This is a genomic window from Pseudidiomarina sp. (assembly GCF_048268165.1).
Taxonomy (GTDB): Bacteria; Pseudomonadota; Gammaproteobacteria; order Enterobacterales; family Alteromonadaceae; genus Pseudidiomarina.
The window spans coordinates 1,203,819-1,228,234 of the sequence record NZ_JBLWWA010000001.1 but is presented as its reverse complement, the minus strand read 5'-3'; the positions used below and the strand labels follow the sequence as shown (position 1 = coordinate 1,228,234).

The following is a 24,416-nucleotide window of genomic DNA, read 5'->3' as shown; positions in this document are numbered from 1 at the left end:
AGTTTGCCAGATTGGGTTTAGAACCGAAGTAAAACTTTTCGATTAGCGGAATCGAAAATGATGGATGATCACGATGGATAAAGAAACCACGATGTTAGATGAGAAACTATTAGACCAATACTACGAGTTATTGGGCAGTGATGGCGTACGCGAAATGTACGACACATTTAACGATAATATAAGTGGTTATCTCGACCATTTAAAGCACTTGGTTGGCAAACGGGACGAAGGTGATACCCGCCGTCAGGCTCACAAAGTAAAAGGCGCGTGCCGTTCAGTTGGTTTAGCACAATTGGCAAGTCAAATGGAGCGTTTAGAGCGGGAAGAGTGGCACTGGCAAGATGCAGACGATTTGCTGGAGCAATGGGTGATTGAATTACCATTGCACCAGCATCAACTGCGTCGCTGGTTACATGCCCGGGGCATTCAGTGACGGTTGTTCCAAGTGCTTAATCGAAACATCACCAATAAACCGATAACCTTCACCATGAATGGTGGTAATTAAGTTCGGTGAATCAGGCAGAGCCTCAAAATGACGGCGAATGCGGCGAATGGCGACATCAACAGTACGGTCATTCGGGCGTAAATCGCGGTCGAGCATTTTCTTAACCAATGTTTCGCGGTCAAGAATTTTACCAGGATTCGTCAGGAACAATTCCATGGCGCGGTATTCACTCTTCGGCAAGCGGAACATCTTACCGTCTGGCGAGAATAAGCAACGGCTGTCACTCTCTAAACGCCAACCATTAAACTCATAAACAACACTGTCGTGCCCAACGTTTTTCTGCTGGCTCTTCAGTGCTTCGATGCGACGGTATAAGTTGCGCACCCGAATAATGAGTTCTTTTGGATTGTAAGGCTTGATTAAGTAGTCGTCGGCGCCTAGTTCAAGTGCCAGCAAACGGTCTTCTTCAGCATCACGGCCAGTTAAGAATACCAATCCGATATTGTCATTTTCACGGAGTTTTTCCGCAAGTTCGATACCGCTCTTGCCTGGCAAGTTGACGTCCATGATCACGAGGTCAATTTGTTGGCGAGCCATAATGCGTTGCATCTGCATGCCATCGGCTGCATCAAACACATCGTAGCCTTCTTGCTGAAATAAACGAGTAAGTGTATTGCGTGTTACGACTTCATCTTCGACGATTAATAATCTGGCGCTCATAAGCAGTTCCGAGAATCCGTTAACATGTGTTGAAATTTGGTAATGAAAGATAGTGTAGCATGCGATTTTATATATAGCTGCAAAATCGTGCAACAATTCTTACAATTGTTTACTTCGATTGTACTAAGCGCCGCACCGGAAATACAACTTTGAAACGTGTGCCTTGGTGTGGCTGGCTTTCAAGCTCAATGTGCCCCTGTAAAACTTGCACCACCAGGTTGTAAACCAAGTGCAAACCTAACCCTGCGGCGCCATGACTGCGCTTACTGGTCACGAACGGATCGAATACGCTTTTTATCAAATCATCCGGAATGCCATCGCCGTTATCTTCGTAGGTCATTTGTAAGTCACCTGACTCGCTATTTTCAGCCTGCGGTATAAAACTGAAGCTGAATTGAATCATCGGGTTGGCTGTGTTTGAGAAAGCATGTTGCAACGCGTTTTGAACCAGCTGACTAATCACTTGATTTAACGGGCCGGGGCGGGTGCTAATAATCAGGTCCTCTGCCACCTGACATGACAACGCAACGGCTGTGAGTTCAGGATGACGATTGTACAAACTTTGCGCAATTTCATCCCAGAACTTGATCAAGTGCAGCGAGCGGTCATCGTCGCTGAACTGGTCCATCGATAATTTACTGAAATTACTGATGAGGTCGGCGGTGCGTTTGATATTTCGGCTTATCAGTGCAAGGTTCTCATCAAACCCTGACATATAGCGTTCAAATTCTTGGCTGGTAAGCTTTTTATCGGCGAATTTTTGCTTCAATAGTTGCAGGTTGTCCTGCAAAATTGAGGTGGAGGTTACGGCTAAACCGACTGGCGTGTTAACTTCGTGCGCGACACCGGATACCAGTTTCGCCAAGCTCGACATCTTTTCAGCTTGCACTAATTCGCTTTGATATTGGTGGGCAGTTTCTAAAGCTTGATGCAGTTCTTGGTTTGATTCATACAGTTTTTGAGTGCGCTGCTTTACTTGCAGTTCCAGCTCCGCATTTAACTCACTTGCCTCTCGTTCAGCTTGGTCTTGTCGGCGTATGTGTTGCTGAATTCGGGTCAGAAGCGCGTTAAAGGCATCGGCAACGCGGTCGAGCTCCTGCAATTCAAATTCGTGCAAGGTGCGGTCATAATTTTTATCGCGCGCAATTTGCTGAATGCTCTCAACCATTTCATCCAGTGGTTGCGTGATTACCCGACGTAACCACAACGACATCAACCAACTCAAAATAAAACTGGCTGTGATAATTACGCCACTTATAGCCGCGGCATACCACTTGGCTTCATCAAGCGCGGCGCGTGAGGTGCGCAAATACACGTAGCCTTGCAAGGTGTTTTGTACATACAGTGGCACAGCACTTTCCACATAGTTAGTCGCGAAACGTGCTTCAGTAATATTCTTCACGCGGTCGAAACGAACCGGAATAGGCGCTTCGCGTTCGGCATAATAACTGGCAAAGAAAGCAAGGGCTTCGGTATTCGGGTCATAGCGGTACAAGTGAACATGCTGAATCAGCGGAGAATGCCGTAATGAGTGCAACCAGCGTTCGGCCGCTTCGGCCTGGTTGTACACCATGTAAGAGGTGGCATTTTCAGCAATAAACCGACTTACTTGCTCAGACTGCCGCAACAAGCGATGGTGAGTATCTGCAATGAAGTTGTAACTCAGTACCAAGCACGCCAGCGCCACCGATATTGTGGTAATTAAAATAACCAGACTGGTGACACTGCGTTTAATGGAGCTGACTTTTAAGTTCATTGGGTTGCTCTATCGATCTCGTTATCTATCCCGTTTCGCAAGATATACCGCGAATTTGTTGTCTTGTGCAACTCGAATACAATGGCCAAAAGCGTGCTCAATAAGCTCGGGCCATGGCAGAAACCGATTCGCAACTAACCACAGCTCGCCTTTTACGCGCAAATGACTGCGAATGCCGCGTAAAAATTGTTTGCCGATTTCGTAGTCGGTTGCTAACCCAGTATGAAAAGGGGGATGACTCACCACGTAATCGAACTGTCCCAGATTGTCCTGAAGGCCTTCACTGGCAATGCACGTGCCCGTTAAGCCATTTAATTGCAGAGTTTTTTCGGCGGCTTTGAGCGCAAGGGCGCTGACATCAAGGTAGGTAACCTCCAGTTCCGGTGCTTGGCGGTTTAGCCATGCACCGAGCACACCATGGCCACAGGCAAAATCAAGCAGGCGGCCTTTCTGCCAGTGGGGCAGGTGCTGCAATAAAATTTCACTACCTGTATCAATACTCGGAAACGCAAATACACCCGGTAAGCTGGCGAGATGCAGCGGCTCGGTTTGCTCTGGTTGTGGTAAGTCCACATAGGCAAAGTGTTCGTCGACGCTAAATTCAGCAGCACACTCGGCAACCGTGGTGCGTATTAACAGCGAGTGATTGCCCACGGCCATTTTTTGTGCCGGGGTAACGGTATTTGGAAATTGCTTATGAATGCTTTTAATGCCGCCACGGTTCTCGCCCACTAACCAGATGGTAGCACCTTGTGGCAAAACACTGCGCAGTGCATCGAGTACATACCAGGTGAGTTGCTTTTCTTTAGGTAGCCACACCAGCGCAGCTTGCGCACCCGCCGCAGCTGGCGCACTTGCACCAAAATGGTGCACTATATTCGGTGCTTGTTGCTTCCAGCGCTCGGCAAACCCAGCGTGCCACTGCCAGCAGCTAACCACCGGCAGTGCCTCGGCCACTTCGGCTTCAGGCGCGTTAACCACTAATAGCGGAACGCCATCGAAACGCTCTTGATGGCGTAAAATAAGTTGAGATGGTGGGCTTAAATGCTTCAAATTTTTGTTCCGTTTAAATCGTCAGTTATATCGTTTTTTGATCATAGGTTTCAGCGAATACATCAACATTTTCGCTGGCGTCGCCAATTTGTTCGCCGTCAAACTGCGCCACATTGAATAAAGCCTCGCCTTCATTGGCAACTGGAATGTTACTAATACCAATCACAATGCCATGATAAGGGCTTTTAATTGCATGTAAATCGTCACCGTGCGGATTCACGGTTTGCGCAACCACTTGCCCTTTGTTGATGGTTTGCCCAAGTTCAACTTTAGGCACCACCAAGCCATCGTACTCGTTACGAATCCAGCCGCTCCGGTGCGCCACCACAGGTTTAACTTTCTTGCGGCTACGGCGGCCTTTCATCATTTTTAGGCTTTTCATGACATTTTGTACGCCGATAACGCCCGCGCGTATGGCACCGTAATCAAACCGTAAGGCTTCACCGGCTTCATACAAAATCAGCGGAATACCTAATTCAGTTGCCAGAGAACGCAACGAACCATCGCGCTCTTTGCTGTGCAAAATTACTGGCGTACCAAACGACTCAGCCATCTTTAACGCTTCACCGTTGTCGGTGTCGACACGAATTTGTGGCAGGTTGCTACGGTGAATGGCCCCAGTATGCAAATCAATAATGTGGGTTGCGTTTTGTACCAAGGTTTCACTAAACAGGTAAGCTAAACGACTACCCAAAGCACCGCGTTCAGAGCCAGGAAAGCAGCGATTCAGGTCGCGCCGATCAGGTAAATAACGTGACTGTTGAATAAACCCAAACACATTAACGACTGGCACGATAATCACTGTGCCATTTAATTGCAGCGGGTCCAGCTCGCCCATCAGGCGTCGGCATACTTCAATACCGTTTAATTCATCGCCGTGAATTGCTGCGCACACTAACAGCGTGGGCCCTTTTTTCACGCCATGAAAAACCTCAGCGTGTAAATCCATGGGCGTATCGTTATAAAGTCGCGCCGCCGGTATTTTAACGCTATGGCGCGAACCCGGCATGATGCGCTGGGTGGCTAAGTGAAATGCTTTCTGCTTCATGGCTTTTATCGTCTTAGCCTTTACCTTTGGTGCGCGTTTTATGCGCTTTTGCAGTTTTCTCAATGAAACTGATAATTTGATCGGCCACGTCTTTATTGGTTGCGCCTTCAATACCTTCAAGGCCTGGTGACGAGTTAACCTCCATGACCAATGGGCCGTGATTCGAGCGCAAAATGTCGACACCGGCCACGTTTAATCCCATCGTCTTCGCAGCTTTTACAGCGGTTGCACGCTCAGCCGGAGTCAACTTCACCAAGCTGGCTGAACCGCCGCGATGCAAGTTGGAGCGAAACTCCCCGGCTTTTGCTTGACGCTTCATTGCGGCAATAACTTTATCGCCAATCACAAAGCAGCGGATGTCGGCACCGCCAGCTTCCTTGATGTATTCCTGCACCATGATGTGCGATTCCAAGCCCATAAAGGCTTCGATAACACTTTCTGCTGCTTGGCGAGTTTCAGCAAGCACCACGCCAATGCCTTGTGTGCCTTCGAGTAACTTAATCACTAACGGCGCGCCACCAACCATGTCAATCAAGTCGGGAATGTCCTGCGGCTGGCTGGCGAAACCTGTGGTTGGAAGGCCAATGCCTTTGCGGCTTAACAGCTGCAACGAACGTAATTTGTCGCGGCTGCGTGAAATTGCCACCGATTCGTTAAGCGGGTAGGTGCCAATCATTTCAAACTGCCGCAATACGGCCGTTCCGAAAAAGGTAATCGAGGCGCCGATGCGCGGAATAATGGCATCGTAAGGCGGCAAGTCTTTACCCTTCATGTGAATGGACGACTCGCGCGCATTAATATTCATGTAGCAGCGCAGCGGATCCAGAACATCCACGGTATGGCCGCGAGCTTCACCAGCTTCGACCAAGCGACGGGTTGAATAGAGGCGTGGATTACGCGATAAAATTGCAATTCTCATGCATTAGCTCCTGGCTGGCCGAATAGATAAGACTTATCAGGGTCGACAATAAAATGTCCGCGCATTGCTTGGCGGCCGAGTAACATACGAAATTTCATGGTGTCGCGATTAGTAAGCGTGAGCTCTACTGGTTGCGAAAAATCGCCAATGGTTAATGTCGACAGAATAACGTACCGAAGCTCGGTATGGCCACCTGAGTCGGTTACTTCACGTTGGTCGTGAATTTTGGATTCACAGACAAGTACCCGATCGCTATGTTGTTCGGGGTGTAGCCAAATCCGCAACCAATTCTCGCCGTTTTTTTCAAAGGGTTCCAGCTTAAATGCATGCAAACACGAAGTGCGGGCGCCAGTGTCTACTTTCATTTTAAGGGCGTTAATACCAAGATCAGGTAATGACCCCCATTCGCGCCAACCTAGTGTCTGCATGTTAAAATCCTCGTTATTCGTTATTCGTTATTCGTTATTCGTTATTCGTCAAGGTTCTTGTCTGTTGCAATTGCTGCAAGAAATGCAAGAACTCATCTGCTGGGCGATCAAGTGCTCCCGCAGGAATGAATAGATCATAACCTAATATGTCGCGAAAGTGTTGACATCGTACCGCGAACATCGCCTGTACACCTCGGTATTCTTTTCCTGAGGCAGCTTTATAGCGATCTGGAACTTCGAAGTACGTGGAGTAATCTTTCAGTTCTGGGCGTTCGTGACGTAAAGCGACTACCAGCAGGTGGCGTTGCTCACTTAATAAATATACCGCAAGACGCGGTGTTATAGCATGTAATACGGGCTCAATGTCATGTAATCGAAAGCCGATATAGGGCAGTTCTTCAATGTCTAAGCCGCGATGGGTGCGCGGAATATCAAAACGCACGATATTTTCCCACGTGATGTGCCAGTTACCGCGGCCATGTAAGTAGGAAATTGTGGCTGGCGTAATTTTCATACTTACCGCGGGTTCAAACACCTTCGCGCTGCCCAAAAATATTAACACCGCGCTGGCAATATAGAGCAATCCGAATGCGGCCTTAGGTATTGGCGCGTCTACCAACCACATGAACATGGTCACCGCAAAAATGACAACACCAAGGGCGCTAAAACCAATGCCGTTGGCGCGGGTATGTGGGCTGATTAGTACTTCGCGCGGCTGGGTATCAGTCATGGGGTGCTGGCGCCGTTTCGAGCCCAAAGGTAGAGCAAATGATTTGCCAGGTAAATTGCGTCTTCAAATAGAAACCACGTGGCAAGGTTTTTATGATTTTGCCGTCTGCGCCAATGGCTTCAGTCAGTACCCGACTGTTCGCGGCCTTCGGGCGCAGTTGTAAAACCTCACCTTGGTGCGCGCTAATTGAGTCAATGTCACCAAGTGCAATTTTATCCATGTGTTCTTGCCAATCAGCGCGTAATTGCGCCTCCTGTTCGGCGCTAGGCTGCCAAAGAAACGCAGTGCCAATGGTGCGTTCTGCCAGCGGAACGTCTCGGCGACCATCAATCGGTATCCACAATACGCATTGCAGCTTGTTGCGCACGTTACTGGTTTCCCAAGTTAAATTATGAATATTAATCAGTGGGGTAGTGCACACGAACGTAGTTTCCAGTGGTTTGCCAGCAGCATCCAACGGAATCGTCTTTAGCTCCACACCAAGTTCAGGGAAATCTTGTAGCGCTTGCGAACCCGCACTTGCACCTAAAGCGCTTTCCAGCAACTGGCCCACCCAACCTTTGTTGCGGCGCAAATCATTAGGTACCGACATGCCTTGGCGCGCCGCTAATTCGGCAAAGCTCATACCGGCTAGGGCGCTAGCGTTTTCAAAGAGCTGCTTAAGCTGCACAATTACCTCGTCTAAACGGATTAATCCTTTCATTCATGCCGCGATTATGGAAAAATCCAAGCAATATGTCGAATTTATGAGGGCGCTCGCGTGATAGACGCAGAAGGATTTCGCGCCAATGTGGGAATTATTATCTGCAACGAGCAGGGACAAGTCTTTTGGGCGCGTCGATTCGGACAACATAGCTGGCAATTTCCACAAGGTGGAATAGATGACGGTGAAACACCTGAACAAGCTATGTTCCGTGAACTCTGGGAAGAGGTAGGGCTAAAACCCGAACAAGTTGAACTTATCTACACTAGCCGAAACTGGTTCCGTTATCGGTTACCAAAACGTTTAGTGCGACGCGAACAACGGCCAACCTGTATCGGTCAGAAGCAGAAATGGTTTTTGCTGCGGTTAAAATGTGATGAGAAAGATGTGAACGTTATGCAGTCGTCGCATCCCGAGTTTGATGACTGGCGTTGGGTCAGTTTCTGGTACCCGGTGCGACAAGTTGTGTCGTTTAAACGGGAAGTATACCGTCGTGTGTTGAAAGAGTTCTCTTCGGTCATTATGGCCCCGTTTCAACGCCGACAAAGACCCCCACGCCGCCGCCGTTCTTGAATCGTTAAGTAAGAAAGGTTGAGTAAGAAAAACTAAAGGCAGGCTATGCTCCGAATACTGCAACGCATTGTGGAAGCGGTGAACCAAGCGCCAGATTTTGAACTGGCGCTGCAAACCATGGTGCGTCAAGTAAAAGAGGCCTTAAAAACAGATTCCTGCACTGTTTATTTAGCCGACCACGAGCAGCAAATGTTTGCCTTGGCGGCTACCGACGGCCTCGAAATTCGTTCCAATGAACCCATCCATGTGCCTTTTGGTGAAGGGGTTATCAGCCTGGCTGCTAGCCGCGAAGAGCCTCTAAATATTGCCAATGCTTCCGACCATCCAGCATTTTTAAAGCTTGAACACGTGGTCGAAGACCGTTACAAAGCCATGTTGGCCGCCCCAGTTATCCATCGCCGCAGGGTGCTCGGCGTGCTTGCCGTGCAACAAGAACAAGCCCGCGCGTTTACCCGTGATGAAGAAGCTTTTGTGGTCACTTTGGCTGCACAGTTGGCGGTGGTTATTGCGCATGCGGAAGCGAAAGGCTTTTTACGCACCGCCAAGCAGTCACCTTGGCTGCAAACCATCAAAGGGATACCCGCCGCGCCAGGCGTAGCCATTGGTGAAGCATTTGTGGTCAAGCCGCCCGCACGTTTAAGCGAGGTGACGCCGAAACGCAGCACCATGCCGGAACATGAAATTCGCGCGTTTCGTGCCGCCGTTGCGCGCACCCGTCAAGAATTACTGACCATTAGCGACAGCATGAAGGGTCACGTGGCCGATGAAACCCTGGCAATTTTTGACGTGTACCACGCCATGATGGACTCTGCCAGTTTAGGGCAAGAAGTGGAGCAAACCATTAACGATGGCTGGCGCGCGCAAACCGCGTTGAAGCTAGTGGTTGAGCAACTGGTTAATCAATTTGAAAACCTCGATGACGAATACATTCGTGAGCGCGCGAGCGATGTTCGTGACCTAGGTAACCGCATACTGGCGCATCTGCAAAACCGCGAAGTGCGCAACCTGAACCCGCCGGCTCAATGTATTTTGGTGGCCGACGAAGTCACTGCCACCATGCTGGCTGAACTACCCCAAGCCGAAATTATTGGCATGGTGTCGCTGCGCGGCTCCGCCAATTCCCATGCAGCCATTATGGCGCGCAGCATGGGCATTCCGGCAGTATTGGGGGTGGACAACATTCAGCTCAATGAAGTCAGTGGCGAAACGCTGATTGTTGATGGTTACAACGGCGACGTGTTCGTTAACCCGCCCATTCAAGTCGAGAATGAATACAGCCAATTAGCGGAAGAAGAGCTGGCGCTGCGTCAAAAAGTGATGCAAGCGCGCGACTTACCGGCCGAAACAACTGATGGCGTGCGAGTGCAGCTGAACTTGAATGTCGGCTTAAACACCGAGCGCGACTGGCTTAATGATTTGAATGTACATGGAGTAGGGCTGTACCGCACGGAAATCCCGTTTATGATGCGCGAACGGCTGCCAACTGAAGACGAACAAGAAGAGCTGTACAGCCAGGTGTTAGAGCAGTTTCGTGGTGCACCCGTGGTAATGCGTACGCTGGATGTTGGCGGTGACAAGCCACTGCCGTATTTACCCATGGACGAAGAAAACCCGTTTTTGGGCTGGCGCGGCATTCGCATGACACTTGATCATCCAGAAATTTTTTTAATGCAAATTCGCGCCATGCTGCGCGCCTCCGTGGGGCGCAATAATCTGCGTATTTTGTTGCCGATGATAACCAGTGCGGAAGAAGTCGATGAGTCAGTGCGAATGATTCATCAGGCTTATCATGAAGTGGCTGAAGAGCTCGCCTGCAGTGTTGATGAACAATTATTTGAACCGCAAATTGGTGTCATGATTGAAGTGCCAGCTATGATCTATCAGCTGCATTGCGTCGCCGATAAAATTGATTTCTTTTCGGTAGGCACCAACGACTTAACTCAATACATGCTGGCGGTAGATCGCAACAACTCGCGGGTCGCGAGTTTATACGATGCGTTTCATCCAGCCGTTCTGCATGCGCTGAAGCAAATTATCGACCGTTGCGATGGGCTTAATAAGCCTGTGTCAGTATGCGGTGAGTTGGCTGGTGAGCCGGGTGGTGCGCTATTACTACTTGCCATGGGCTACCGGAACCTCAGCATGAACAGCTACAATATAGATCGTATTCGATGGATCATCCGCCACATTGCGGCCGATGATTTAACCGAGGTATTGCAACGTTCACTCGCGGCGCGTTCGCCCCACGAAGTGCGGCAGCAAGTTATCATGGCACTCGAAAACGCCGGTTTAGGTGGCTTCGTGCGTGCAGGTGGTTAAGGAGAACAAGTGCTCTTAGCAGGCTGGTTGTGGTGTTTAGCCGGAGGCATGGTAGCAGGCCTGTTAGCAGGTATGCTCGGCATTGGCGGCGGCCTGGTGATTGTCCCCTTGTTGATTTACTTGTTACCACTGCTTGGCGTTGCTCCTGATTTAGTGGTGCAGATGGCCGTTGCGACGTCACTGGCCACCATTGTGATGACCACTTTAAGTTCGGCGCGCTCGCATTTGAAGCACGGCCAGGTCAGTTTTTTCTGGGTACGCCGGCTTATTCCTGGGTTGATGGTTGGTGCCGTGTGTGGCGCTTGGCTGGCCACGTTGCTCCACCCCGACTGGTTACAACGCATTTTCGCAGTGGTACTGATGTTGCTTTCATTACGTATGTTGGTGCCACAACGCGGTGGTGAGCCGCTCACTGACGTGTCGAAACGCCTGATGGCTTTAATTAGCACGGGTATGGGCACACTGTCAGCGTTAGTCGGTATTGGCGGCGGCTCGTTAACGGTGCCGTTACTGCAGCGGTTAAGGGTTCCTATCCGCCAAGCGATTGCGGTATCCTCGGTGGGCAGTTTAAGCATTGGTTTAAGCGCAGTTATCGCGTTTGTGGTGCTGGGGCAGCAGTTGGAAGGCGGCGAAGGTCTGTTTGGTTATGTGCACGTGCAGGCGTGGTTGGCTATCTCCATAGCCTCAATGCTCTGTGCCCCATTAGGAGCTGCACTCACGCAACGTATACCGGTGAAGCATTTGCAACGCGGCTTCGCGATATTTTTAGTCATTATTTCACTTAAATTGGTTATAGGATAATTCATGCAATCAGCGTTCACGCAAACAGACTACCTGGTGCACCCCAACATTGATCCCATTATCGTTAGCATCGGGCCATTTGATTTGCGTTGGTACGGGTTGATGTACCTTGTCGGCTTTCTGTTTGCATGGTGGTGGGGTAACCGTCAGTGCCAGCAACCGCATCACGCCGCGCAGGGGTGGACCGAAAAACGCTTCAGCGATCTGCTCTTCTGGGGGTTCATGGGCGTGATTGCTGGCGGCCGCGTTGGCTATGTAATCTTCTACCAGTTTGATTACTTTGTGCAAAACCCCTTATACCTCTTTGATATCACCAGCGGCGGCATGTCCTTTCATGGCGGCATGCTTGGTGTGATTACCGTATTGTGGATATTTGCTGCTAAAACCAAACAGTCGTTGCTTGCCGTGGGTGATTTTATCGCTCCGTTGGTGCCGGTTGGGTTAGGTGCTGGCCGCATTGGTAACTTTATCAACGGCGAGTTATGGGGCCGTGTTACGGATGTCCCGTGGGCCATGATATTTCCAGCAGCCGGGCCATTACCGCGTCATCCATCGCAGCTGTATCAAGCATTACTTGAAGGCTTTGTACTGTTTGTTATTTTGGCGCTGTACAGCCGCAAACCACGCCCAGTAGGCGCTATTGGCGGCTTGTTCTTAATCGGCTACGGCTTAGCACGGTTTGTGGTTGAGTACGCCCGTGAGCCTGATGCGCATCTTGGGTTGTTAGCCTTTGGCTGGTCAATGGGGCAGTGGTTATCTGCACCTATGGTGTTGATTGGTGCGTTGTTGATGGTATTTGCATATAAGCGTGGGAGCCGAGCGTGAGACAGTATTTAGATTTATGCCAGCGAATTGTGGACGAGGGCGTTTGGGTTGAAAACCAGCGCACCGGTAAACGTTGCCTCACGGTTATCAATGCAGATTTAGACTATCGCGTTGACCGCAATGAATTTCCGCTTATCACCACCCGTAAAAGCTATTGGAAAGCCGCAATCGCCGAATTAATTGGCTACATTCGAGGCTACTCCAGCGCCGCAGATTTCCGGAAAATCGGCACCCCCACTTGGAATGCCAACGCTAACCTTAACGAAGCTTGGTTAGCGAACCCCCATCGCAAAGGCGAAGACGACATGGGGCGTGTGTATGGCGTGCAAGGCCGTGCATGGGCTAAGCCAGACGGTGGCACAATCGACCAATTACGCAAGGTAGTTGATAACCTTACAAAGGGCATTGACGATCGCGGCGAAATTATCAGTTTCTATAACCCTGGTGAGTTCCACATGGGTTGCTTACGCCCCTGCATGCACACACATAATTTTTCGCTGCTGGGTGACACGCTCTATTTAACCAGCTATCAGCGTTCATGTGACGTACCGTTGGGCCTTAACTTCAATCAAGTGCAAGTATTCACCTTCTTAGCGCTGATGGCACAAATTACCGGCCACAAAGCTGGCGTGGCCTATCATAAAATCGTGAACGCCCACATTTACGAAGACCAACTCGAACTTATGCGCGACGTACAGCTTAAGCGTGAGCCATTCGCCGCACCAAAATTAGAAATCAACCCAGACATCAAGTCGCTGGAAGACTTGGAAACTTGGGTGACGATGGATGATTTTGCAGTGCATGGGTATGAGCATCATCCGGCGATTGCGTATCCGTTTAGTGTTTGAGGAGCGTACGCTTCGCTCGTCGTTATTCGTTAATCGTTATTGGTTCGCTGTAAGTTAGGTTGTATAAGGTGCATAAAATGGTGCTTTGTTTGGCATTTTATGTTTTTAAGTGCGATAAAATGGACTTTGTGGGTTTTGTTTGACTTTTCTTTGTTGTGTTCTATCCTTTCTAATATCCTTTTATTGGCACTTTGGTTATGTGTTTTTGTTATAAAGTGCCAGTAACGTAACTTTATTTGTTTTTTTTGGTTTGTGTTTTCCGAATAGCGAAGCGTACGAACAGCGCAGCGCACGAACCACGAATAACGAATAACGAATAACGAATAACGAGTAACGAACAAATGAACCCACTTTCCCCAGCCGCATGGGCCGAAGAACTCGGCGATCGGCTCAAGCAGGCTCGACTGAACGCCAACATCACGCAGGCAGAACTCGCCAAGCGCGCAGGCGTGTCGCGTAAAATCGTACTTAATGCCGAAAAAGGGCAGGCGCAGCTCGAGAATTTTTTAGCGTTGTTGGTTGCACTTGATTTAACGGACCAGCTGAAGAATTTTCTGCCGCCACAGCCCATTTCACCTATACAACTGCGCAAGCTGCACGGCAAACAGCGTATGCGAGCAAGCGGCAGCCGTGAGCAGGGTGATGAAGAGATTGAGGAACCATCCGTATGGTAATGGAAGTTGTCAGTGTCTGGTATCGTGAACACGAAGTGGGCGCACTCAGTTTTGATACAGAGCAGGGGCTTGGCGCGTTCGAATACACTCCGGCATTCTTGAATACAGGCATTGAGCTGGCGCCGTTAAAAATGCCGCTACGCAAACGCATCTACAATTTTCCAGAACTGAATTTTGAAACATTTCATGGGCTGCCGGGGCTCGTTGCGGATTCCCTGCCGGATGATTTTGGCAATGCTGTGTTGAATGCGTGGGTGGCCAGTCAAGGTAAACAGCCGGCTGACATCTCGCCGTTACAACGGCTGCAATATACCGGTAAGCGCGGCATGGGCGCGCTGGAATACCGCCCAGCCACGCGCATGCGAGGCTTCGAAGCGTCGCAGCAAGTTGAAATTGCCCAGCTAATTGAGATAGCTCAAGAGGTGCTGAATAACCGCGCAAACTTTCATGTGGAACTCACAGCGCCCGGGCAAGCCGACCGTGAAGCCATGTTGGCATTATTGTCAGTGGGTATGAGTGCCGGTGGTGCACGCCCAAAGGCGGTACTGGCATTTAATTCCGATTTCAGTCAGGTATGCTCGGGCCAAACCGATGCGCCAGAAGGCTTTACCCATTATTTGATGAAATTTGATGGTGTGAGTGAGCGCAGCACTGCCCACGAAACCTTTGGCGACCCGCAAGGTTATGGCGCTATGGAGTATGTGTATTACTTGATGGCGCAGCAGTGTGAGATAAACATGATGCCGTGCCATTTATTGGATGAAGGCAACCGCAGGCATTTTCTTACGCAGCGATTTGATCGCCGTCACAATGAAAAGCTTCACGTGCAAACTTTGAATGGGTTGGCGCACGTCGATTATAAACGGCCTGGTAGCTATTCCTACGCTGAACTGTTTGCAACCGCACGGCAATTGAAGTTATCGGCGGTCGAAGCAGAACAGCTATTTCGGCGTATGGTTTTTAACGTGGTGGCTCGCAATCATGATGACCATGCCAAGAACTTTGCATTCTTGCTCGACAAAGGACGTTGGCAGTTAGCACCAGCCTATGATTTGGCCTACAGCTACAAGCCCGACAGCAAATGGGTGAACCAACACTGGATGCAATTGAATGGGAAGCGCGAAAACTTCAGCCGTGATGATTTTTACAGTCTGGAAAAAGTTAGCCCCTTGTTCACTCGCAAAAAGATAGACGCAATTGTCGAACAAACCATCGATGCCGTCGCACAATGGCCACAACGAGCACGCGAGCACCATGTGCCTGAGGTTTTGATCACTGAAATACAGGGTAACCTTCGCCTTGATCTATAACCCGTGATAAAATCCACCGCTATGACAAAACAACGATTTTCTGGCATCGAACGCGTCTACGGCCAAACGGCTGCGGCGCGTTTTCAACATCACCACGTAGCTGTAATTGGCCTCGGTGGTGTCGGCTCGTGGGCTGTTGAAGCCCTGGCCCGTTCAGGGGTTGGTGCGCTGACACTGATTGACCTTGACGACGTGTGCGTCACCAACATCAATCGTCAACTGCCAGCACTAACGAGTACTGTTGGCCAACTGAAAACTGAAGTGCTTGCTGCACGGGTGCGCGACATTAATCCTGATTGCCAGGTGCGTGTTATCGATGACTTTCTCACCGCAGATAATCTTGAGCAATGCCTTGGTGAGCCCGTCACAGCAGTACTGGATGCAATTGACAGTGTTACCGTGAAAGCTGCGTTAATTGCTTGGTGTAAGCGCCGTAAGTTGCCTTTGGTTACTTGTGGCGGCGCGGGTGGGCAGGTCGATCCAAGCCAAGTCACTTCAGGCGATTTAGCCAAAGCCACCCAAGACCCGTTATTGGCCAAAGTACGTTACATGTTGCGACGCGACTACAATTTCTCGAAGAACCCCAAACGTAACTTCGGTGTAGCGGCAGTATATTCCGCCGAGCAATTACGTTACCCAACTGCTGACGGCGAATGGAATCACGCTAAGCCGGGCGCGGGCAGCATGCGCATGGACTGTGCCACAGGCTTCGGTGCCGCCATGCCGGTTACCGCCACCTTCGCCATGCACGCCGTTGCCCTGTTACTGAAGAAGCTCTAGCGGTACGTTATGCTTGAATGGCTGTAACAACATTACGTAAGCCATTGCGTCGCGACGAGGTAACAAAGTCGGAAAGGCCGAGTGCCTCAAAATGTTCATCAAGGGAATATGCGCTGACCTGATTGCGCCGCGCACCATGCAAAGCCTGCCGAATTACCATAAGCAGTCCCAGTACCACGCGCGACCCACTATCGACGGTTAATGCCAACTGATCATGATGCCAATCGGCTTGCAACCAAACGCGCGCTTCACAGCCAAACACTTCATGCTCGGCGGTACGAAAGTCAGCAGGTACCTGTGCGGCCTTGGCAAGCTGCACGAGATAGCGCATCCGATTTTCACGGCTGCCTAATTGCTGGCGCATTGCCGCTAGATCCGTTTCAGTCATCACGCCGTACATAAAACCACCCATGAAATTCCTTAATTATTCACACTGGTCAACAAAAACGGCCGTAAGAGTACCATTTTTGCTGCGAAAAATGTTAATCTTGCACGGTCTCAGTTTACTTTGAACCGAACCTCAAACAACAGGAACCACAACATGAAAGTATTAGTGGCGGTCAAACGCGTCATTGATTACAACGTGAAAGTTCGCGTAAAAGCGGACAATTCAGACGTTGATCTGGCCAACGTGAAAATGGCCCTGAATCCGTTCTGTGAAATCGCGGTAGAGGAAGCAGTGCGATTAAAAGAAAAAGGCATCGCTGACGAAGTGGTGGTTGTGAGCATTGGCCCGAAAGCCGTGCAAGAGCAATTACGTACCGCTTTAGCCCTGGGCGCAGACCGCGCCATTCAGGTAGAAACCGATGAATTACCAGACTCACTGGCGGTTGCTAAATTGCTAAAAGGTGTGGTTGAAAAAGAACAGCCGCAACTGGTTATCTTGGGCAAACAAGCGATTGACTCAGATAACAACCAAACCGGCCAAATGCTGGGCGCATTAACCGGCATGCCACAAGGCACCTTCGCATCGAAAGTTGATGTTGCCGACGGCAGCGTGAACGTAACCCGTGAAGTTGACGGCGGTTTGCAAACTGTAAAGTTACAGTTGCCAGCAATCGTAACCACCGATCTACGTTTGAACGAACCACGCTATGCGTCGTTGCCAAACATTATGAAAGCAAAGAAAAAGCCGCTTGATGTGACCACCCCCGATGAATTGGGTGTGAGTGTGGCGCGCACAGTGAAGCTACTTAAAGTTGAAGCACCTGCCGAGCGCAGCGCCGGTGTGAAAGTAGCAGATGTCGCAGAATTGGTCGAAAAACTTAAGAATGAGGCAAAAGTGATATGAGCATTCTCGTTATTGCCGAACATGACAACGCAACCCTAAATCCAGCCACGCTAAAAACTTTAGCTGCGGCGAAGCAAATTGGTGGCGATATTCATCTATTAGTTGCTGGCGAAGGCTGCCAAGCAGTTGCCGACGAAGCCGCAAAAGCTGAAGGCGTAAGCAAAGTATTGCTTGCCGACAATGCCGCTTATGGTCATTTCTTAGCTGAAAATCTTGGCCAGTTGGTTGCCGATTTAGGCAAAGACTACGGTCACATTTTGGCACCAGCAACCACCACCGGTAAAAACTTTATGCCGCGTGTTGCTGCGCTGCTTGATGTTGCGCAAATTTCAGACATCATCGCGGTTGAAAGCGCCGATACCTTTAAGCGTCCTATTTATGCAGGTAACGCAATTGCGACCGTGCAATCAGAAGACGCGATAAAAGTTATTACCGTACGTGCAACAGCATTTGATGCAGTCAGCGCAGAAGGCGGTAATGCCGGCGTTGAAGCACTGGATAACGTGGTTAACAACGACAAGTCTGAGTTTGTTGGCGAAGAACTGGCGAAATCAGAACGCCCAGATCTTACCGCAGCAAGTGTCGTTATCTCAGGTGGCCGCGGCATGCAAAACGGCGAAAACTTCCACTTATTGGAAAAAGTTGCCGACAAGCTTGGTGCAGCAGTAGGCGCATCGCGCGCTGCAGTTGATGCAGGCTTCGTGCCGAATGACATGCAAGTTGGTCAAACGGGCAAAATCGTTGCACCAGAACTGTACATTGCAGTGGGTATCAGCGGTGCCATCCAACACTTGGCGGGCATGAAAGACTCAAAAGTTATCGTTGCCATTAACAAAGATGAGGAAGCACCGATTTTCCAGGTTGCTGATTACGGCTTAGTGGCTGACTTATTCGATGTACTGCCTGAGTTAGAGCAAAAGCTTTAAAAGACGAAAAGCGTAGTTCGTGTTTCGTGCGCTTCGCTGTTCGTCCATTCGGCTGCGCCTCATTGTTCGACTTCCATGAAATCTCCGTTGCACTCTGTGCACGGAGATTTTTTTATTTAACGAACAGCGCGCAGCGCGCACGAACAGCGAAGCGCACGAATAACGAATAACGCCTTTGCATTTGTTTAACTTTGCAAAGTACATAGACAGCTCCAGTTACCGTTGCTATAACATCCGTATACGTCAATGATCATATATCGTCGTTTACATTCGAGGATGCAAGGCATGAAAATAACACTAACAAAGTCACTATCAGCATTGACCCTGACCACCGCCCTGACTGTGATGAGCGTGCCATCTGTGCATGCCGAAACCGTAGAAGTTCGTGGCCAAATCAGCTACGGCTATAGCTTTACCCCAACTGGCGTTGAACAGTATACAACTGGGCATTACCTGCTCGAGATTACCCAACAGCCAAGCATGCCACTTATGTACAGTGCAAGCAGTTGGCGTCAGTACACTGATGCATTAAGCCAAGTGAAAGTGACGATATTCGACGCACAAGGCAACGAAATTGCCGTTCGTCAGCCGCTTAAAGTTGCCGAGTTAACTCAACCAACGAACACCTTATATTTTGATTTTGGCCGCATGGCAAACTACGCCAGCTGGACGCTAACCGGAGTTAGCCAAGATCAGTTTAATAGCCAGCTCAATTTGAATTTACGTGGGCCTAATCAAAGCTTGTTTGAATCGACGGCTGAGTTTCCACGCTTCGTAAGCTCCCCGAGGTACGTGAACGCAACCTTGTTTTCGAGCGTGGAAACAGCCGTGGGTGATGATGCGCTTTATATAAGCGGCTCAGTTACCGAAATTAACTATCTGACGCAGGATAGCGACGCCGACGGCATCCTGGACGATGTCGACGCTTGCCCAGCTTCTGATATCAGTACAACTGTGGTTATCGGTACGAACGACACTGGCGTGAAGAATGTTGTAGACGTCGTCGGCTGCTCAATCTCGGACAAGCTGCAAGCCTGCGGCGCCGATGCCAAAAGCAAAGGTGCCCAAGTTAGTTGCGCGAGCGAGCTGGCCAAGCAGTTGCGCCAAGATGGCGTTATGAGTAACCGCGATCACGGCGCACTTCTCCGACATCTATAAAAGACCGTTATTCGTTATTCGTTACTCGTGCATTCGGCTGCGCCTCATTGCTCGAAAATATAAAATCTCCGTTGCATTACATAGTGCTCGGAGATTTTTTATGTTGAACGAATAACGGCTAACGAATAACGCATTTTTTCCTAACGAATCACTTGCATATTTGTAACTCATCGGACATGATTGAACCAATAACATCCTAATCGGATTAGGTGGCTAACATGAAAAGAAGAACAACTATGCTAAAAAAATTACCTATCGCGTCGGCGATTACGCTGGCATTAGCAGGAACAGCAAGCGTCCAGGCAGCGGAGTTTGAAGTAGGTGACTTCCGCGTTAAGTTCGACTCAATCATTTCATATGGTGCCGCATGGCGTATGGAAGAGCGTGATATGCGCTTTATCCACCCAGGCAATATGGAAGGTGGTCTTGGTCAATCCGGTGTTGCCGATGACGGTAACTTAAACTATGACGACGGCGACATGGTTTCGTCTGTTGTTAAAGGTGTTCACGATCTGAGCATCGATGGTGGCGACTACGGCGCATTTATCCGTTTCAAATATTGGTATGACGACGTCATTAAAAACGAAGAAGTCGCGCATGGCCACACTGCAACAAATTACTTCCCTAATGTTACCCTAGATAACGATGGTTTAGACGACTATTCAACCGGTTCTGGTTTTGAACTGCTTGATGCATTCGTTTATGCCTACTTTGACATCGGCGACATGCCTGCCAACGTCCGTTTAGGCCGTCAGGTGCTTAGCTGGGGTGAAAGTACATTCATCTTTAACGGTATTAACGCCGTTAACCCTATCGACGTGAACGCGATTCGTCGTCCGGGCGTTGAAATTAAAGAAGCATTATTGCCAGTTGGCATGTTGAACCTGAACATTGGTTTAACCAACGAAACCAGCTTGGACATGTTCTATCAGTACGAGTGGGATGACTACAAACTTGATGGTTGTGGTACCTTCTTCTCAACTGTAGATATTTTAGGTGGTCCAGGCTGTAATAAAGTTACCCTGAACCCAACCTTAATACCTGGCGACCCAAGCTCAAGCTTGAGCGACCGCGAGTCAATTCAGTTCGGCACCTACCTTGAGCGTCGTCCAGATATTGAACCTGATGATGCAGGTCAGTACGGTTTAGCATTGCGTCACTACGCAACAAGTATCGACACTGAATTTGGTGCGTACTTTATGAATATCCATACGCAGACGCCAATTATTTCTGCGTACAACTGGCAACAACAGCCAACACCAGCATTGAGCCATCCAGATGGTATTCCAATTGCGGGTCCTGACTATGTGTTGCAGTTCCCTGAAGACCAACAAATCTTTGGCTTCAGCGCATCAACCTTAATCGGTGACTGGTCTGTAGGTGGTGAAGTAAGCCACCGTTTAGACATGCCAGTACAAATCAACACCACTGAAATCTTGACAGCTGGTCTGCGCGCAGGCGTTCCAAGCACGTTCTCGAACCGCATCTTGCGTGACGACACGGGCGCAATCACCAACTTAGGTGAATTGCAGGAAGGTTATGACGAATATGACGTAACCCAGTGGCAGTTAACCGGTGTTAAATTCTATGACCGTGCATTGGGCGCTGACCGTATCACCTTTATCGGTGAAGTAGCGGTAAGCAAAGTACATGGCTTAGCAGGGCTCGATGAGCAACGCTATGGTCGTAACCCAGTATTCGGCAAATGTTTAACTGTTGCTGACCAAGCTGCTTTAGGTAACCCTTCAGCTACGTCAAACATCAACTGTGAAGGTTTTGTAACGTCAACCTCGTGGGGCTATCGTGCTCGCATCGTGGGCGACTACAACAACGTATTCTCAGGCTGGAATATGACCCCAACCATCGCGTTTGGTCACGATGTGAAAGGTTACTCAGCAAACTCAAACTTCATTGAAGGTCGTCGCACCTTAGGTTTGAGCGTTGATTTCAGCTACTTGAGCAAATACAAAATCGGCGTTGGTTACAACATTACCGACGGTGCTGATTTTGACCCAGCTGATGACCGCGATTTCGCAGCGGTAAGCTTCAGCTACAGCTTCTAAGGAAAAACCCGCTTCGGCGGGTTTTTTTTGTCCGTTACACTATTCGTGGTTCGTACGCTGCGCTCTTCGTGCGCTCCGCTATTCGACTGTGTAACTTGACGCATTATCTACCCGCTTCGGCGGGTTTATCTTTTTGTTTTTCATAGTTTCGTTATCTTTAAACTAGACGAACAGTGCGGAGCACGGACGAACAGCGCAGCGTACGAATCACGAATCACGATTGAGGCAATTTATGAAAAAACTCTTAACACTCACCTTGGCTTTGGTCGCAAGCAGTTCCTACGCTGCCACTGACAACGCCTTACAGCTCGAAGACGTGTTCCAACTGGAATACGCTAGCCAACCGGCTATCCATCCCGACGGCGGCTACACCGTATTTGTTCGCAACTATATGGACATCATGAGTGACCGTCGCTTAGGTAACTTATGGCGTGTTGATAACAAAGGTGAATTACGTCCGTTAACTGGTGGGCAAGCAAATGACCATTCGCCAACCTGGTCGCCAGACGGAGAAACCTTGGCGTTCGTATCGAACCGCTCAGGTAGCAACCAGATTCATTTGTATTGGACCGACACCCGTGAAGACGCAGCCGTAACGCGCTTAACTGGCAACCCAAGCAGCTTAACTTGGTCTCCAGATGGAAAGTGGTTAGCATTTACCATGTTCACACCAAGCAGCAACCCTGCGCCTGTCAGCTTACCTGGCAAGCCTAAAGGTGCCGAGTGGGCTGAACCTGCGCGTTACATTGATAAAGATAACTACCGCTTTGACGGTTCTGGCTTTGCACCTGACGGCTATACTCAGATTTATGTGATACCGGCAAGTGGCGGTACGCCGCGTCAGATAACCACAGACGCGTATCATCATGGTGGCCAGCTCACATGGACAGGCGATAGTAAAAGCATCGTGTTCTCGGCAAACCGTCGCGACGATGCTTTTGATCAACCGAATAATTCAGAGTTGTACCAAGTTGCAGTGGCTGACGGCGCTATCACCCAGTTGACCGACCGTAATGGCCCAGATCGTTCGCCGCAAGTAAGCCCCGATGGTAAAAAGCTCGCGTGGCTTGGCTACGATGACGAGTACATGAGCTATCAAAATACCATGTTGTACGTGATGGACTTAGACGGTAAAGGCACGCCGAAACTATTGTCGACCGAGCTTGATTATTCGGTAAGTGACATCAAATGGGCAGCGGATAGCCGTGGTATGTACTTTAGCTACGACAAGCACGGTAAGGGCAACATCGTTTACCAAAGCCTAAGCGGCAATCGCCGCGTACTGACTGACGCCATGGGCGGTTTAAGTTATACCCGCCCATACAGCGGTGGTAGCTTTGATGTCAGCGCCGACGGTGACTTAGTGTTCACCATGGCTAACCCATACCGTCCGGCTGATTTGATGTTGCAAACCAGCAAACTCAAACGCAAGTTAACCACACTGAATGACGACGCTTTGGCTCACAAAGAATTAGGCCGCATTGAAGAAATCTGGTACGAATCAAGCCATGACGACTTGAAAATTCAAGGTTGGATTGCGTATCCGCCAGGTTTTGACCCAACCAAAAAGTACCCCCTGATTCTAGAAATCCATGGCGGGCCACACACTGCATATGCAGGCTCGTTCTCAGCTGAAGTACAGTTGATGGCCGCCAAGGGTTATGTGGTGCTGTATACCAACCCGCGTGGCAGCACCAGTTACGGTGAAGACTTCGCACAAGAAATTCATCACAACTACCCAAGCAATGACTACACCGACTTAATGGACGGTGTTGATGCGGTTATTGAAAAAGGCTTTATTGATGAAGAACGCTTGTATGTAACCGGTGGTAGCGGCGGTGGTGTGTTAACCGCTTGGATTGTCGGCCATACCGATCGTTTCGCTGCAGCAGTTGTGGCGAAGCCGGTGATTAATTGGTACAGCTTTGTGCTCACAGCTGACATGTACAATTACTTCACCAAATACTGGTTCCCAGGCTTACCGTGGGAGAACCAGGAACATTACATGAAGTATTCGCCGATTAGCTACGTGGGTAATGTAACAACACCAACCATGCTGTTAACCGGTGAGGCAGATTACCGCACACCAATTTCAGAATCTGAGCAGTATTACCAAGCGTTGAAATTAGCGGGTGTTGAAACCGCTATGGTGCGCGTACCGGATGCACCGCACGGCATCGCTGGGCGCCCATCAAATCTAATGGCAAAAGTTGCGTATATTCTGCATTGGTTTGGCAAATACGAATAAACGCAATAGGGTAAACTTTACCTTACAAGCGCGGCGTTTTACGTCGCGCTTTTTTATTATCAAAATACAAGCCAACTTGATGCTTCAGTCGCCGCCAACCGCTTTTACGCGCATGGTGCCTATTTTCGACCGCAAAAATATCGCTGCTGTGTTGATGAGTATTATCAACGGTATAAGGCACCAACCCGAACGTCCGAATGCCAAGTTCGTACGACCACTGCAAATCAACGTCCACGGGACGGAAAATCGGCGGACGCAACTTTAACAACTGCCGCGCACCCGAAGAACTTACGGCTTGAGCACAAGCACCCATAGGTGGCTTGCGTCGGTAGCTCACAACATGAAGGCGAGTACCCGCCTCAATAACGTCGTAGGGCTGGTCTTTAAAGGGCGCTGCAAGCTTGATGAAATCCCACTCTGCTTTAAAGGTGGCGATGCTATTTGGAACCTCGGTAAATAGCGCATTGATCGTGATATCGTCCTCAAGGACAATCCCAAAATCTAGCCCTTCATCTACAATCTTTTGCCAGGCTTTAAGGTGTGAAAGGTAACAAGCAATCTCGCCGCGCGTGAGGCGATAATGGAAATGCTTATCGGCAAGTTGGGTTGAGAATACGGCATTAATCTGAGCTTCCGTGAGTAATTTGCCGTTCACGGCATCAAGGCGCTCGTACGGCAGGTGAAGCCTATCGAGTTGCTGTGAAACATGCTTCCAGCGCTCAGTGGAGTGAGCTAAGTTGATAACAAATATCTTGAAATTTGGCTGAATAAATGGATTCACAGCACCCCCTCATGAAC

At 49.5% G+C, this 24,416-nt stretch carries 24 protein-coding genes; 14 read left to right on the top strand and 10 right to left on the bottom strand.

Going from position 1 to position 24,416, the window contains the following annotated elements:
• The first annotated feature begins 73 nt into the window (after nt 1-73).
• Nucleotides 74-433, top strand: a complete 360-nt coding sequence (locus ACN0UY_RS05880; protein ID WP_417665768.1) for an Hpt domain-containing protein — start codon at nt 74-76, stop codon at nt 431-433.
• Here ACN0UY_RS05880 and arcA read toward each other — a convergent pair.
• The 8 genes from arcA to mutH form a co-directional block, all read right to left on the bottom strand.
• The gene (gene arcA / locus ACN0UY_RS05875; RefSeq protein ID WP_128351350.1) at nt 410-1,165 is read right to left on the bottom strand and encodes a two-component system response regulator ArcA; all 756 of its coding nucleotides are present in this window, start codon (nt 1,163-1,165) and stop codon (nt 410-412) included. The two genes, ACN0UY_RS05880 and arcA, sit on opposite strands and share 24 nt — an antisense overlap.
• Before the next feature lie 109 nt (nt 1,166-1,274).
• A complete protein-coding gene (locus tag ACN0UY_RS05870) occupies nt 1,275-2,921 on the bottom strand; it encodes an ATP-binding protein (RefSeq protein ID WP_417665767.1) in 1,647 nt (548 codons plus the stop codon).
• A gap of 21 nt (nt 2,922-2,942) precedes the next feature.
• A complete protein-coding gene (locus ACN0UY_RS05865) occupies nt 2,943-3,974 on the bottom strand; it encodes a methyltransferase (protein WP_417665766.1) in 1,032 nt (343 codons plus the stop codon).
• A gap of 25 nt (nt 3,975-3,999) precedes the next feature.
• Nucleotides 4,000-5,022: a succinylglutamate desuccinylase/aspartoacylase family protein gene (locus ACN0UY_RS05860; RefSeq protein ID WP_417665765.1), complete on the bottom strand. Its 1,023-nt coding sequence runs from the start codon at nt 5,020-5,022 to the stop codon at nt 4,000-4,002.
• Nucleotides 5,023-5,035: 13 nt separating this feature from the next.
• Entirely contained in the window at nt 5,036-5,941 is a 906-nt protein-coding gene (gene rimK / locus ACN0UY_RS05855; protein WP_128351346.1) for a 30S ribosomal protein S6--L-glutamate ligase, read from the bottom strand.
• Nucleotides 5,938-6,369 carry an ATP-dependent zinc protease gene (locus ACN0UY_RS05850; protein ID WP_417665764.1) on the bottom strand — a complete coding sequence of 144 codons (432 nt, stop codon included), beginning with the start codon at nt 6,367-6,369 and terminating at the stop codon, nt 5,938-5,940. The genes rimK and ACN0UY_RS05850 overlap by 4 nt, the downstream gene beginning before the upstream one ends.
• 34 nt (nt 6,370-6,403) lie before the next feature.
• Nucleotides 6,404-7,099 carry a DUF2982 domain-containing protein gene (locus tag ACN0UY_RS05845; RefSeq protein WP_417665763.1) on the bottom strand — a complete coding sequence of 232 codons (696 nt, stop codon included), beginning with the start codon at nt 7,097-7,099 and terminating at the stop codon, nt 6,404-6,406.
• Nucleotides 7,092-7,802 carry a DNA mismatch repair endonuclease MutH gene (gene mutH, locus ACN0UY_RS05840; protein ID WP_417665762.1) on the bottom strand — a complete coding sequence of 237 codons (711 nt, stop codon included), beginning with the start codon at nt 7,800-7,802 and terminating at the stop codon, nt 7,092-7,094. The genes ACN0UY_RS05845 and mutH overlap by 8 nt, the downstream gene beginning before the upstream one ends.
• Before the next feature lie 57 nt (nt 7,803-7,859).
• Between mutH and rppH the strand changes: the two genes are divergently transcribed.
• From rppH to tcdA, 8 genes are all read left to right on the top strand, one after another.
• Nucleotides 7,860-8,375: an RNA pyrophosphohydrolase gene (gene rppH / locus ACN0UY_RS05835; protein ID WP_128351342.1), complete on the top strand. Its 516-nt coding sequence runs from the start codon at nt 7,860-7,862 to the stop codon at nt 8,373-8,375.
• A gap of 45 nt (nt 8,376-8,420) precedes the next feature.
• Nucleotides 8,421-10,694 (top strand): phosphoenolpyruvate--protein phosphotransferase, encoded by a 2,274-nt coding sequence (ptsP, locus tag ACN0UY_RS05830; protein WP_417665761.1) that lies wholly within the window; start codon nt 8,421-8,423, stop codon nt 10,692-10,694.
• Between the two features lie 9 nt (nt 10,695-10,703).
• Nucleotides 10,704-11,495 (top strand): sulfite exporter TauE/SafE family protein, encoded by a 792-nt coding sequence (locus tag ACN0UY_RS05825; protein WP_417665760.1) that lies wholly within the window; start codon nt 10,704-10,706, stop codon nt 11,493-11,495.
• Nucleotides 11,496-11,498: 3 nt separating this feature from the next.
• A complete protein-coding gene (gene lgt, locus ACN0UY_RS05820; protein WP_417665759.1) occupies nt 11,499-12,320 on the top strand; it encodes a prolipoprotein diacylglyceryl transferase in 822 nt (273 codons plus the stop codon).
• On the top strand, nt 12,317-13,168 hold the full coding sequence (locus ACN0UY_RS05815) for a thymidylate synthase (protein WP_417665758.1): 852 nt from the start codon (nt 12,317-12,319) through the stop codon (nt 13,166-13,168). The genes lgt and ACN0UY_RS05815 overlap by 4 nt, the downstream gene beginning before the upstream one ends.
• Nucleotides 13,169-13,509: 341 nt before the next feature.
• The gene (locus tag ACN0UY_RS05810; protein WP_417665757.1) at nt 13,510-13,842 is read left to right on the top strand and encodes a helix-turn-helix transcriptional regulator; all 333 of its coding nucleotides are present in this window, start codon (nt 13,510-13,512) and stop codon (nt 13,840-13,842) included.
• Nucleotides 13,836-15,152 (top strand): type II toxin-antitoxin system HipA family toxin, encoded by a 1,317-nt coding sequence (locus ACN0UY_RS05805; RefSeq protein ID WP_417665756.1) that lies wholly within the window; start codon nt 13,836-13,838, stop codon nt 15,150-15,152. The genes ACN0UY_RS05810 and ACN0UY_RS05805 overlap by 7 nt, the downstream gene beginning before the upstream one ends.
• Before the next feature lie 21 nt (nt 15,153-15,173).
• The gene (gene tcdA / locus ACN0UY_RS05800) at nt 15,174-15,932 is read left to right on the top strand and encodes a tRNA cyclic N6-threonylcarbamoyladenosine(37) synthase TcdA (RefSeq protein ID WP_417665755.1); all 759 of its coding nucleotides are present in this window, start codon (nt 15,174-15,176) and stop codon (nt 15,930-15,932) included.
• Nucleotides 15,933-15,939: 7 nt separating this feature from the next.
• Here tcdA and ACN0UY_RS05795 read toward each other — a convergent pair whose 3' ends face one another.
• The gene (locus ACN0UY_RS05795) at nt 15,940-16,344 is read right to left on the bottom strand and encodes a SufE family protein (RefSeq protein WP_417665754.1); all 405 of its coding nucleotides are present in this window, start codon (nt 16,342-16,344) and stop codon (nt 15,940-15,942) included.
• 129 nt (nt 16,345-16,473) lie between these two features.
• On the opposite strand from ACN0UY_RS05795, the gene ACN0UY_RS05790 reads away from it, so the two are divergent.
• The 5 genes from ACN0UY_RS05790 (at nt 16,474) to ACN0UY_RS05770 (ending at nt 23,618) form a co-directional block, all read left to right on the top strand.
• Nucleotides 16,474-17,223 (top strand): electron transfer flavoprotein subunit beta/FixA family protein, encoded by a 750-nt coding sequence (locus ACN0UY_RS05790; protein ID WP_128351331.1) that lies wholly within the window; start codon nt 16,474-16,476, stop codon nt 17,221-17,223.
• Nucleotides 17,220-18,149: an electron transfer flavoprotein subunit alpha/FixB family protein gene (locus ACN0UY_RS05785; protein ID WP_417665753.1), complete on the top strand. Its 930-nt coding sequence runs from the start codon at nt 17,220-17,222 to the stop codon at nt 18,147-18,149. The genes ACN0UY_RS05790 and ACN0UY_RS05785 overlap by 4 nt, the downstream gene beginning before the upstream one ends.
• Nucleotides 18,150-18,434: 285 nt before the next feature.
• Nucleotides 18,435-19,307 carry a hypothetical protein gene (locus ACN0UY_RS05780; protein WP_417665752.1) on the top strand — a complete coding sequence of 291 codons (873 nt, stop codon included), beginning with the start codon at nt 18,435-18,437 and terminating at the stop codon, nt 19,305-19,307.
• A gap of 236 nt (nt 19,308-19,543) precedes the next feature.
• Entirely contained in the window at nt 19,544-21,370 is a 1,827-nt protein-coding gene (locus ACN0UY_RS05775) for a DUF1302 domain-containing protein (RefSeq protein ID WP_417665751.1), read from the top strand.
• Nucleotides 21,371-21,602: 232 nt separating this feature from the next.
• Nucleotides 21,603-23,618, top strand: a complete 2,016-nt coding sequence (locus tag ACN0UY_RS05770; protein WP_417665750.1) for a S9 family peptidase — start codon at nt 21,603-21,605, stop codon at nt 23,616-23,618.
• A gap of 22 nt (nt 23,619-23,640) precedes the next feature.
• On the opposite strand, the gene ACN0UY_RS05765 is transcribed toward ACN0UY_RS05770, so the two are convergent.
• Entirely contained in the window at nt 23,641-24,399 is a 759-nt protein-coding gene (locus tag ACN0UY_RS05765) for a glycosyltransferase family 25 protein (protein ID WP_417665749.1), read from the bottom strand.
• Between the last annotated feature and the right edge of the window lie 17 nt (nt 24,400-24,416).

What these genes read in the sequence shown, in the direction of transcription:
- ACN0UY_RS05775 (WP_417665751.1), top strand. Translation starts at nt 19,544, where the DNA reads ATGCTAAAAAAATTACCTATCGCGTCGGCGATTACGCTGGCATTAGCA.
- ACN0UY_RS05795 (WP_417665754.1), bottom strand. Translation starts at nt 16,344, where the DNA reads ATGGGTGGTTTTATGTACGGCGTGATGACTGAAACGGATCTAGCGGCA.
- ACN0UY_RS05850 (WP_417665764.1), bottom strand. Translation starts at nt 6,369, where the DNA reads ATGCAGACACTAGGTTGGCGCGAATGGGGGTCATTACCTGATCTTGGT.
- ACN0UY_RS05870 (WP_417665767.1), bottom strand. Translation starts at nt 2,921, where the DNA reads ATGAACTTAAAAGTCAGCTCCATTAAACGCAGTGTCACCAGTCTGGTT.
- mutH (WP_417665762.1), bottom strand. Translation starts at nt 7,802, where the DNA reads ATGAAAGGATTAATCCGTTTAGACGAGGTAATTGTGCAGCTTAAGCAG.
- tcdA (WP_417665755.1), top strand. Translation starts at nt 15,174, where the DNA reads ATGACAAAACAACGATTTTCTGGCATCGAACGCGTCTACGGCCAAACG.
- ACN0UY_RS05810 (WP_417665757.1), top strand. Translation starts at nt 13,510, where the DNA reads ATGAACCCACTTTCCCCAGCCGCATGGGCCGAAGAACTCGGCGATCGG.
- ACN0UY_RS05845 (WP_417665763.1), bottom strand. Translation starts at nt 7,099, where the DNA reads ATGACTGATACCCAGCCGCGCGAAGTACTAATCAGCCCACATACCCGC.
- ACN0UY_RS05770 (WP_417665750.1), top strand. Translation starts at nt 21,603, where the DNA reads ATGAAAAAACTCTTAACACTCACCTTGGCTTTGGTCGCAAGCAGTTCC.
- ACN0UY_RS05785 (WP_417665753.1), top strand. Translation starts at nt 17,220, where the DNA reads ATGAGCATTCTCGTTATTGCCGAACATGACAACGCAACCCTAAATCCA.
- arcA (WP_128351350.1), bottom strand. Translation starts at nt 1,165, where the DNA reads ATGAGCGCCAGATTATTAATCGTCGAAGATGAAGTCGTAACACGCAAT.
- ACN0UY_RS05780 (WP_417665752.1), top strand. Translation starts at nt 18,435, where the DNA reads ATGAAAATAACACTAACAAAGTCACTATCAGCATTGACCCTGACCACC.
- ACN0UY_RS05880 (WP_417665768.1), top strand. Translation starts at nt 74, where the DNA reads ATGGATAAAGAAACCACGATGTTAGATGAGAAACTATTAGACCAATAC.
- ACN0UY_RS05860 (WP_417665765.1), bottom strand. Translation starts at nt 5,022, where the DNA reads ATGAAGCAGAAAGCATTTCACTTAGCCACCCAGCGCATCATGCCGGGT.
- ptsP (WP_417665761.1), top strand. Translation starts at nt 8,421, where the DNA reads ATGCTCCGAATACTGCAACGCATTGTGGAAGCGGTGAACCAAGCGCCA.
- rimK (WP_128351346.1), bottom strand. Translation starts at nt 5,941, where the DNA reads ATGAGAATTGCAATTTTATCGCGTAATCCACGCCTCTATTCAACCCGT.
- lgt (WP_417665759.1), top strand. Translation starts at nt 11,499, where the DNA reads ATGCAATCAGCGTTCACGCAAACAGACTACCTGGTGCACCCCAACATT.
- ACN0UY_RS05805 (WP_417665756.1), top strand. Translation starts at nt 13,836, where the DNA reads ATGGTAATGGAAGTTGTCAGTGTCTGGTATCGTGAACACGAAGTGGGC.
- ACN0UY_RS05790 (WP_128351331.1), top strand. Translation starts at nt 16,474, where the DNA reads ATGAAAGTATTAGTGGCGGTCAAACGCGTCATTGATTACAACGTGAAA.